The 11648-nt window shown below is 75.4% G+C and carries 1 protein-coding gene; it reads right to left on the bottom strand.

Features of this window, described 5'->3' with window-relative positions:
• On the bottom strand, positions 1-11633 hold an 11633-nt coding region (locus LCD35_RS15230), incomplete at its 3' end, for an SDR family NAD(P)-dependent oxidoreductase (RefSeq protein ID WP_225044365.1).
• Positions 11634-11648 lie beyond the last annotated feature (15 nt).

Genomic DNA, 11648 nt, shown 5'->3' with positions numbered 1-11648 from the left:
GTGGCGGGGGTCGAGGTGGCCGAGCTCGAGGTGACGGGGGTCGAGGCGCCCGGGATCACTGCGGTCACCTCGGCACCGGTGGCCGCCGCGGGCAGCGCCCGACTCCGGCCCTGGCTGTGGCTGTGGCTGTGGCTGTGGCTCTGGCCCTGGCCCTGGCCCTGGCCCTGGCCCTGGCCCGAGCCGACCTCCACCCGCACCACCGGGTTCGCGGGCAGTTCCCCGAGCCCGTCGGTGTACCAGTACTTCTCCCGCGCGAACGGATATCCGGGCAGCCCGACCTTGCGCGGCCGCGGCCCGTCCGCGTGCACCCGCGCCCAGTCGACGTGCAGCCCACCGGCCCACGCCTCGGCCAGCGGCGCGAGCTTCCCGCGCCGCACCCAGCGCAGCACGGTCTCCTGGAAGTCCTCGTCGGCGAGGAAGCCCTGCGCGGCACCGGTCTCGCCGTCGCGCACGTGCCCGCCCGGGGGCGTCCCGCCGCGCGCGCAGGTGTCCAACGCCTCGATCAGCGAGTCCAGGTCCCGCACCACCACGGCGAACCGGGCGCACATCGCCTCCCGGCCGACCTGCAGCGTGTAGGCGATGTCGGCGAGGTCCGCGTCGGACCACTCCCCCGCGCGCAGCGCGTCCCGCAACCGACCGGCGGACTCGCGCAGCCGCTCCGGGTCGGCGGCGGAGAGGACCACCAGGACCGGTTCCACGGCACGCGGCGCCGGCTCGGGAGCGAGGTGTTCTTCGACGATCAGGTGCGCGTTGGCGCCGCCCGCGCCGAACGCGGAGAGCCCGGCCAGCCGCGGCTCGTCGCCGTCGCGCTCCCACGGCGCGGCCTCGCGCTGCAGCACGAACGGGGTCCGCGGGAAGTCGATGTTCGGGTTCGTGCGCTCGGCGTGCAGCGAGGGCACCAGGGTGCCGTGGCGCAGCTGCAGCAGCAGCTTGCTCAGCCCCGCGATCCCGGCGGCCGACTCCAGGTGCCCGATGTTGGACTTGGCGGAGCCGATGGCGCAGAACTCGCGGTCCTCGGTGAACTCGGCGAACGCGGCGGAGAGTCCGGCGATCTCGATCGGGTCGCCCAGCGAGGTGCCGGTGCCGTGCGCCTCCAGGTAACCGATGCCGCGCGGGTCCACATCGGACTCGCGCCAGGCGCGGCGGATCACCGCGGCCTGCGCGTTCGGGTTCGGCACGGTGAAGCCGTGGGTGTGCCCGCCGTGGTTGACGGCGCTGCCGCGGATCACGCCGAGCACCCGGTCCCCGTCGGCCAGCGCATCGGCCAGCGGCCGCAGCAGCACGGCACCGACGCCCTCGCCGGGCACGTAGCCGTCGCCGCCCTCGCCGAAGCTGCGGCAGCGCCCGTCGCTCGCCGCGAACCGGCTCTCGCCGATCATCAGGTACTTGCTCGGGTGCAGCGACAGGTTCACGCCCCCGGCCAGCGCCACCCCGCACTCGCCGCGTTCCAGCGCGGCCATGGCCAGGTGGATCGCGGTGAGCGACGAGGCGCACATGGTGTCGACGGCGATGCTCGGGCCGCCCGCGTCGAAGAAGTACGAGACGTGGTTGGCGATGGAGGCGAGGCTGCCGGGCACCACCACCGGGTCGCCCAGCGCGGTCCGCTCGGCGCCGTGCAGCTGGTACTCGGAGTACATGGCGCCGACGAACACGCCCACGTCCCCGGCGTCGGCGCCCACCCGCGCCCGGGCGGCGGCGCGCAGCGCGTCGCGGGTGTAGCCGGCGTCCTCCAGCGCCGAGTACGCGGTTTGCAGGAACAGCCGCTCCTGCGGGTCCATCGTGGACGCCGCCTTCGGGGAGATGCCGAAGAACAGCGGATCGAACTCGTCGACGCCGTCCAGGAAACCGCCCCACTTGGCGTAGGTCTTGCCGGGCACGCCGGGCCGCTCGTCGAAGTAGCGGTCGTGGTCCCAGCGGTCCACCGGGATCTCGGTGATGCCGTCCCGCCCGGCGAGCAGGTTCGCCCAGAACTCGTCGAGGTCGCGGGCGCCCGGGTAACGCCCGGCCATGCCGACGACGGCGATGGCGGTGCCGTGCTCGGCGGGCACCGGCTCGGCGGCGGCCGGAGCGGCGGCGGCCGGAGCGGCGGCGAGCGAGGTGACGACGGGCGACGTGGCGGTGGCCGGGCTCGCGGTGCCCGAAGTCGCAGCGGCCGGGCTCGCGGTGCCCGGGCTCGCGGTGGCCGGACTCGTGGTGTCGGCCGGTGCCTGGACGGCCGCGGCCGCCGGTTCCTCCTCCGCGGTCACCCCGACCAGCGCCGCGAGCGCCGCCGGCTGGGTCCGCAGGAAGTGCGCCACCAGCCCGTCCACGTCGCGGACCTCGAAGAACAGCGTGCTGCCCACCCCGTCGAGCACCCGGCGCACCGCGTCGGTCAGCTGCACCACCAGGATGGAGTCGATGCCGTAGCGGTCGAAGGACACGTCGGAGCGGATGTCGGAGACGGGCAGCTGCAGCGTCTCGGCCACCAGCCCCCGGAAGTAGTCGGCGGCGGCATCCCGGACTCGCCGCTCACCATCCACATCGGACGAACGGCTTTCCGCCGCCACTGCTGGGTTTTCGACCGGTTCGGGCGCGGCGGCCGAGCGCACCGGAGCCGCGTCGGCCAGCACCCCGCGGAACGCGGAGCCCTCGCGCGGCTGGCGCACCACGCCGTCGCTCTCCGCCACGATCACCTGCTGGCCGAGGTCGTCGGCCCCCTCGGCACCGACGAACGCGCCGCGGAACCCGACCTCCGCCAGCAGCCGCGTCCAGTTCCGCGGGGACAGCCCGGGAGATCCGGCGATGCGCGGCGCCGGGTCGTCGTAGAGCCACCAGCCGTCCAGCAGCCCGAACGTGAGGTGGCTGAACACGATGTTGTCGGACAGCTCGTTGAGCAGCAGCACCCCGTTCGGCCGGGCCGCGGCCTTCGCGTTGCGCAGCGTGTTCCGGATGTTGCGGGTCGCGTGCAGCACGTTGGTGGCGATGACCACGTCGAACTGGCCGGGATCGGTGTCCTGCCCGGCGAGCGGCTGCTCCGCGTTGAAGATCCGGCCGTCCAGGTAGGGCGCGATCGGGCCGTAGGTCTTCTTGGCGTGCAGCAGGAACGCCTTCGAGATGTCGGTGTAGCGGTAGGTCTCGACGTGCTCGGCCCACGGCTGCAACCGGCGGAACACGACGGCGCTGGTGCCGCCGGTGCCCGCCCCGATCTCCAGGATGCGCAGCCGCGCGCCGGGGTCCTGTTCCAGCCGCCGCCGCAGGTAGTCGACGAGGGTGTCGGCGAGCACGTCGTTGAAGTGGTCGGCGACCGGGTTGTTCTTGTACACGGCCTCGACGAGGTGCAGCGAGGTGCCCGGGAACATCACGTCGGTGGCGGGGCGGCGCCCGGTGAGGATGTCCGGCAGCGCCCGCAGCGTGGTGTCCACCAGCACGGCCTGGGCGCGCTTGGCGTCCTCGGCGAGCCAGCGGTCCTTGTCCCGGTCCCAGTCCGCCCAGGCGGCGTCCAGGTCGACCGGGCGACCGTCGGTGCGGGCGTAACGGCCGTCGCCGTCGTGGCGCAGGTGCCCGGATTCGGTGAGCACGGTGAGGCTGTGCTGCATCCACCGCTGGTAGCGGTCCTGCACGCCGCCGACCGCGCGCCATTCCGCGGCGGTGGCGGCGCGGTCGTCGGCGAACAGCCCGAGCGAGCGCAGCAGCGCCCAGGTGATGCGCACCAGCGCGTCGTGCATCGACCCGGCGTGCCCGTCGGCGCCCGCTCGCAGCCGCGCCACCTCCTCGCGCCGGTCGGGCCTGCCCTCGCGCAGGGCCTCGATCAGCGACGGGGTGGTGGCGGGCAGGTGGGTCAGCGCGTCCGCGGAGTAGCGGCCGTCGATGCTGCGGGTGTCGGTGGCTTTGAGCAGCGCCAGCTGCGGGTGCGGGGAGGCCAGCAGCGCGTCGAACGCGGCCATTCCCTCCTCCGGTTCGATGGAGCCGAGCCCGAGCTGCGCCATCCGCTGCCGGTAGCCGTCGGCGGTGACGATGCCGACTCCCGCCCAGTAGCCCCAGTTCAGCACCTTCACCGGGCAGCCCAGGCGTTCCTGGAGCGTTTCGGCGCAGGCGTCGGCGAAGGTGCAGCCCGCCGCGTAGTTCGCCTGGCCGGGCGCCTTGAAGAACGCCTGCATCGAGGAGAAGAACGCGGCGAACCGCAGCGGCTGGCCCGCGAACACCTCGGCGAGGTTGACCGTCACGTCGGCCTTGGCGGCGAAGGTGGTGCGGAACCGCTCCTCGTCCATCCGGGCGAGGGTCTGGTCGCCGAGCACGATCGCCGAGTGCAGCACCCCGGTGATGGGGCCGTGCCTGCGCACGATCTCGTCGCGGGCACGGACGAGCGCGTCCCGGTCGGTGGCGTCGGCCCGCACGTAGTCGGGGCGGGGGCCGTGCGCGGCGAGCGCGTCCTGCTTGGCGGTGATCTCGGCGTCCTGCGGGCGGCGGCCGAGCCACACGACCTGCGTGCCGTGGTGGCGCAGCAGGTGTTCGGTCCACACCTGGCCGATGCCGCCCGCGCCGCCGATGGCGACGACGACGCCGCCGGGCCGCGGGGGCGCGGCGGTGGTGCCGGGCGCGGGGACTTCGAGCAGGCGCTGGCGGTACCACTCGCCGTGCCGGTGCGCGAGGGTTTCGCCGTTCGGGTCGGCCGGCAGCGCGCGCACCTCCGACCACGGCACCGGTCCGTCGAGGTCGGCGCCCCGGACCTGCCAGTGCGGGTACTCCTTGGCGAGGGTGCCGAGGAGCCCGTGCACCCCGGCCTGCGCCGGGTTAGATCCGGTGTCCCCGGGCAGCAGCCGCGCGCGCCGGGTGAGCGCGGTGAGGCCGAGCCCACGGGCGTCGGCACCTCCGGCCAGCAGCGCCTTGACCAGGCGGAACAGCGCTATCGGTGCCTGCTCGGGCCGATCGGTCGCCGGGGCGGTCCAGTACACGTGCTCGACCTCGGCGGGCAGCAGTCCGGTGAGCTGATCGACGGTGGCCTCGGCGGTGACGTCGAGGACGGTGGCGCCCGGGTGGTGGCGGCGCAGCTCCGCCTGCTCCTCGGGGGTGCCACCGGCGAGCACGACCCGGGCCTGCGGCGCCGGCCAGAGCGGCGCGTCCTCGTCCGCGGGCAGTGCGTCCCAGGCCGGGGCGAGCAGCGTGGCAGCGGGCTCCTCCGCACCGGTCACCTGGCGGGAGGCGTAGCCGCGCAGGCTCGCGCTGAGTCGTCCGCCGTCGTCGTACAGGTCGATGTCCACTTTGGTCACGTCCCGGTCGGGGGCGGGCTCGTAGCCCGCGGTGTGGCGCAGGTGTGCCCACATGCGCGCGGTGGTGGGGGTGAAGAGGTCGACGTGCTCCAGCGCGAACGGCAGCGCGGGGGCGCCGCGGCGTTCGGCGAGCGCGCCGGTCGCGTCGCCGTGCAGGCCGACGACGGCTTGGACGGCGCTGTCCAGCATCGCCGGGTGCAGCGCGAACTCGCCGGGATCACCGGTGTCCGCGGGCAGTTCCAGCCGGGCCAGCACCTCACCGTCCCCTATGGACAGACTTCGCACGGCGCGCAGCCGGTCGCCGTGCCGGATGCCGACGGCCTCCAGCGCGTCGTGGCACTGCTGCCGGGTGAGGGTGCGGCGGGAGCAGCGGGCGCGCAGCACGTCGAGGGATTCCGGTTGCGCGGCGGCGGGTTCCGCGATGCGCCCCTGGGCGTGCACCTCGGTGCCGTCGCGCAGCACCCGGAACGCGTCACCGTCGAGGCGCACCGCCAGTTCCGCGCCGCCCTCGGCGACGGGGAACGGCGCGGGCCACACCACGTCGCGCAGCCGCAGCGGCGCGGTGCGATCCCCGGTGGCGGCGCGGTGGGCGAACTCCAGCGAGAGCACGCCGGGCAGCACGGCCCGGCCGTTGACGTGGTGGTCGGCGAGGAAGAACTCGTCGCCGGTGAGCCGGGTGCGGTAGGCGGGGTTCACCCGGGTGGTGACCTCCGCGGTCCGGGCGGTGGCCTGCGCGGTCCGCGGTTCCACGGGCCCGGCGACGGCGGTGGTGGCGGGTGCGCCGAGGCCCGTCGCGGCGGGTCGTTCGATCCAGTACCGCTGCCGCTCGAACGGGTAGGTCGGCAGCGGCACTTGGCGGCGCGCGGCGGCCGGGAAGCTCGCGGAGAACCGGTCCACCTCGCCGCGCACGTAGGCCCGCGCGAGCTCCTGCGGTGCGAGCGCGCGGTCCCCGTCCGCGGGCCGCGGATCGGCGGCGGTCTCCCCGGTCAGCACCTCCGGCCCTGCGGTCCCGTCGAGCCAGCCGCGCAACCGCTCGGCCAGCGCGGGCAGGTCGGCGGCGGTCGTGGCGAGCCGGTGCGGGAAGTGCGCGCGCCCGGCGGCGAGGCTGTGCGCCACCACCCCGGTCGGCAGGCCCGGTTCCCGGTTCAGGTGCGCGAGCAGCCGCCGCACCACCTCGCGCAGCGCGGCCGGAGTCCGCGCCGAGAGCAGGAACGCGTGCTCGCCGGGGATGGCGGCGACCGGTCCGCCGCGATGCTCCTCCAGCACCACGTGCGCGTTGGTGCCGCTGGCGCCGAACGAGCTCACCGCGGCGCGGCGCGGCCCCGACGCGGGTTCCGGCCAGTCGCGGGTGTGCCGGTCGATGCGGAACGGACTGCCGTCGAGGGCGAGCGCCGCGTTCGGCTCGCCGAAGCCGGGCCAGCCGGGGATCCGCCGGTGCCGCAGCGCCAGCAGCGACTTCAGCACCCCGGCGATCCCGGCGGCGAATTGGGTGTGGCCCAGGTTGTGCTTGATGGTGCCCAGCGAGGCCGATCCGGCGGGGGCGCCGGCGAAGGCGCGGCTGAGCGCGCGGAACTCGATGGGGTCGCCGAGCTGGGTGCCGGTGCCGTGCGCCTCCACCAGCTGGATGCCGCCGGGTTCGACGCCCGCCGCGGCGTGCACCTCGCGCAGCAGCCGCTCCTGGGAGGCGGCGCTGGGCGCGGTCAGGCCGTTGGTGGTGCCGTCCTGGTTGACGCCGGTGGCGCGGACCAGCCCGTACACGTGGTCGCCGTCGCGCTCGGCGTCGGCGAGCCGCTTCAGCAGCACCGCGCCCGCGCCCTCCCCGGGCACGAACCCGTCGGCGCGGGCGTCGAAGCCGTGGCAGCGCCCGGTCGGCGAGAGCATGCCCGCGGGGCTCGCCGAGCGGTACAGCCGCGGCGTCGTCTGCACGAACACGCCACCGGAGATCGCCAGGTCCGTCGCGCCGGAGAGCAGGTCGCGGCAGGCCAGGTGCAGCGCCACCAGCGAACTGGAGCAGGAGGTGTCGGTGGTCAGCGCCGGTCCGCGCAGGTCGAGCTGGTAGGCGATGCGGGAGGCGACGACCGAACCCATCGTGCCCCACAGCGCCTGCGCGGGCGGGGCGTCGTCGAGGTGGTCGTGGTAGTCGCCGGTGTAGCAGCCGACGTACACGCCGCAGTTGCGCTCGCGCAGCCGTTCGCCGGTGTAGCCGCCGTCTTCGAGGGCGTTCCAGCACTGCTCCAGGAAGATCCGCTGCTGCGGGTCGGTGTAGGTGGCTTCGACGCCGGACATCGCGAAGAACACCGGGTCGAACCGGTCGATGCCGCGCAGGAAGCTGCCGGAGCGGCAGGTGATCTCGGGGCCGAGCTGCCAGCGGGTGACGGGTTCGAGCAGGTCCGCGCCCGCGACGAGGTGGTCCCAGAGGGCGTGCGGGTCTTCGGCGTCGGCGTAGCGGGCGGCCATGCCGACGACGGCGATCGCCTCCTCCCGCCCGGCGGCGGAGTCCGCTTCCGCCGCGGCGGTTCTCCCCGTTCCGGCGGGGAATCCCGGGCCGGTCGTGATCCCGTCCCGCTCGGCCCCGGGCGAGCGCAGCGCCGGGCCGTAGGTGTCGAGCAGGTGGGTCCGCAACCGTTCGACGCTGCCGTGGTCGAACAGGTCCGTGGTCTCCAGCTCGGTGCCGAAGGCCGCGTTGAGGGTGTGCACCAGGTTGACGCCGAGGATGGAGTCCAGGCCGTGGTCGGCGAACGGGCGGCGCCGATCGATCTCGGCGATCGGCACGTCCAGTGCCTCGCCGACCGCGTCGAGCAGCACCCGCTCCACCTCGGCGGGGGAGGCCGCGGGCCGCTCGGGAGTGCTCGCGGCGGTGCCCTGCTCGACGAGGTCTCCCGCGGCGGCGCCGTTCGCCGCGATGCCTTGCTCAGCGAGGTCGTTCGCAGCGGTGCCGTTCGCGGGTGACGAGTTCTCCGCGCGGACGTCACCGGCGCCCCCGAGCGGGAACCGGCGCCCCGCGAACGGGTAGGCGGGCAGGTGCACCCGCCGCGCGACCGGCCGCAGCGCGGTCCAGTCCAGCGGCATGCCCTTCGCCCAGAACGCGGCGAGCTCGCCCAGCTCGTCCCGGGCGATCCACTGCGCGACGAGCGCGCGCAGTTCTTCCTTGCCCGCCAACGCGTTCAGCGTCTCCCGGGTGGTGCGGACCCGGCCGCGGTGCCACGGCCCGCCGCCGTCGGGGTCGGCGAGGAAGTCGCGCAGCCGCTCGCGGAATTCGGCCGCGGTGCTCGCGCGGAAGCACACCCGCTCGTCCATCGGTTCGCGCCCGAGCTGCAGGGTCGCGGCGACGGCGGGCAGGTCCGGGTCCGCGGCGGCGTCCAGCCACCCGGCGAGCTGCGCGGCGCGGGCCAGCAGGTCCTCGGTCGTGCGGGCGGACAGCGGCAGCAGCACCGCGTGCGGCTCGGCGGGCGCGACGGGCGCGGGCCGGTGCTCGGCGAGCACCAGGTGCGCGTTGGCGCCGCCCGCGCCGAACGAGGACACCCCGGCGATGCGCGGCCGGCCCGCCGCGGCCGGCCAGTCGGCGGCGGTGGTCTGCAGGACGAACGGGGTGGCGGCGAAGTCGATGTCGGGGTTGGGCCGTTCGGCGTGCAGCGTGGGCGCGAGCGCGCCGTGTTCCAGCTGCAGCACCGCCTTGGTGAGCCCGGCGACGCCCGCCGCCGCTTCCAGGTGGCCGATGTTGGACTTGGCGGAGCCCAGCGCGCACCGCTCGGCCTGCCCGGCGAACGCCTCGGTCAACCCCTCGACCTCGATCGGATCGCCGAGCCGGGTGCCGGTGCCGTGCGCCTCCAGGTAGCCCACGTCCCCGGCGGAGATGCCCGCGCGGTCCAGCGCCTCGCGCACCACGGCCGCCTGCGCGCGCGGGTTCGGCACGGTGTAGCCGTTGCTCCGGCCGCCGTGACCGATGGCGGAGCCGAGCACCACCGCGCGGATCGGGTCGCCGTCGGCCTCCGCCCGCGACAGCGGTTTGAGCAGCACCGCCCCGACGCCTTCCCCGGGCACGAAGCCGTCACCGCCGGCGCCGAAGCTGCGGCAGGCCGGCCCGGAGGCGAGCATCCGGGAGCGGCACAGCTCCACGTAGGTCGACGGGTGCAGGTAGAGGTTCACGCCCCCGGCGACGGCCAGTTCGCAGTCGCCGTGGCGCAGGTGCTCGCAGGCCTCGTGGATCGCGGTCAGCGAGGACGAGCACATGGTGTCGATCGGCATGCTCGGCCCGCGCAGGTCCAGCAGGTAGGAGACGCGGTTGGCCAGCGAGGCGAACGAGGTCCGCGGCGCCGCGTCCGTGCGCTGACCGGTCCGGTCGAAGCCGTTCTTGGTGATCCCGGCGAACACGCCGACGCGGCCGCCGTGCCGGTCGGCGATCCGCTCCCGGGTGTAACCGGCGTCCTCCAGCGCCGACCAGGCGGCTTCCACGAACAGCCGTTCCTGCGGGTCCACGTCGGCGGCCTCGCGGGGGGCGATGCCGAAGAACGCGGCGTCGAAGCGGTCGAAGTCGTCCAGGAACGCGCCCCACTTGCCGTAGCTGGCGCCCCGCTGCACGGCGCGCTGCGCATCGGGTTCGTGGAAGCCGTCCAGCGACCAGCGCTCGGCGGGGATCTCGCGGACGCTGTCGCGCCCGGTGCGCAGGTTGTGCCAGAACTCGTCGAGGGTGGGGGCATCCGGGTAGCGGCCGGTGAGGCCGATGATCGCGATGGGTTCGGCGGGATCGAGCGGGCGGGCGGGCCGCGGTTCGGTGCCGGCCGGTTCGGCGCTGGCTGATCCGGTGCCGGCTGATCCGGTGCGGACCGACTCGGCGCTGGCCGGGCCGGTGCTGAGCGACTCAGCGCGGGTCGGTTCAGCGCGGGTCGGGCCGGTGTCGGCCATCGGCTGCTCGGGCGCGCTCTCGGCGAGCCACCGCCTGCACCCCTCCGGGTCCCGTTCGGCGAGGTGCCCGGCGAGGTCGTGCAACGTCGGGTGCTGGTAGAGCAGGGTCTTCGGCAGCGCCCCGAACCAGCGCGCGAAGCCGCGGTTCAGCCGGGTCACCGCCAGCGAGTCGATGCCGAAGGAGTCCAGCGGCGCGGCCGCGTCGAGCTTCGCCGGGTCCAGCCGCACCGTCGCGGCGACCAGTTCCTTCAGCGCGGGCAGCACCGCCGCCCGCAGGTCTCCCGGTCGCTCCGGCACGTCGCCCTCCTCGTCGATGACCAGCAGTTGGGGTGCTCCGACGGCCAGCGCCTCGCGCAGGGCGCGCAGCGCGGTGCCGGTCGCGAGCGGGTGCCCGAAGCGGGCGGTGAGCGCCGGGATCTCCTCGGCGGCGACGCGCATGCCGCCGTCCTGCCACAGCGGCCAGCCGATCGAGGTGCTGGTCCCGGAGCGGGCCCCGGCGGCGACGAGCTCGGCGCGGTGCGCCAGGTGGGCGTCCAGGAAGCCGTTCGCGGCGGCGTAGTCGCCCTGCCCGGCGTTGCCGAGCGTCCCGGCGCCGGAGGAGAACGCGGCGAAGAAGTCCAGCGGCAGGTCGCGGGTGGCGTGGTCGAGGTGCACCAGACCAGCGACCTTCGGCGCCAGCACCCGCTGCGCCTGCTGGAAGGACTTGCGGATGAGGTAGTCGTCCTCGACGAGCCCGGCGGCGTGCAGCACGCCGTCGAGCCGGCCGTGCGCGCGCACCACGTCGGCGACGAGTGCGGCGACGGCGGCGCGGTCGGTGACGTCGAGGCGCCGGTACTCGCCGTGCGGCACCTCCCGCGACTCGGACCGCCCGCACAGCACCAGGTGCGCGCCGGGGGCGTGCCGGGCGGCGTCGGCGGCGTGCAGCGCGCCGAGACCGCCCGCTCCCCCGGTGATCAGGTAGACGCCGCCGGGTTTCCACGGCACCGGCGCGTCCGGGCGCGACACCGGTTCCCAGTCCCGCACCCGGCGGCGGCCGCCGTCGTACCGGACGTGCTCGTCGGCGGAGCCGAGCTCGGCGGCCAGCACCCGCGCGAGTTCCGGCCCGGCGGGGACCCGGTCGAACTCGACGAGCTGCCCGCGCAGCCCCGGGTCTTCCTGGGACGCGGTGCGCAGCAGCCCGACGAGTCCGGCGTACCCGGTCGCGGTGCCCGCCGGGCACACGACCTGCACGTGGCACGGGCCGCCCGCGGTGAGCACCCGCTGGAGCTCGCCGAGCAGCCGGGTGGAGGCGTGCTCGAAGCCTGCGGCGGCACCGTCAGCGCGACCGTCCACCTGCGCCACCGACACCGCGGCGGACCGCAGCGCGACGGCCTCGGTGCCGGGGACGTCGCAGAGCACGACGAGCCGCCGGGCGTCGACCGGTTCGGCGCCGGGCCGCGCCGGTGCGTCGCGCCAGATCGGCAGGCGGAGGATCTGTCGACTCACGTGGGGCTCCGTTCG

The sequence above is a fragment of the Saccharopolyspora sp. 6V genome, assembly GCF_020176785.1.
GTDB classification, from domain to species: Bacteria; Actinomycetota; Actinomycetes; order Mycobacteriales; family Pseudonocardiaceae; genus Saccharopolyspora_C; species Saccharopolyspora_C gregorii.
The sequence above is the reverse complement of the archived record's forward strand: the minus strand, read 5'-3'. Positions and strand labels throughout refer to the sequence as shown.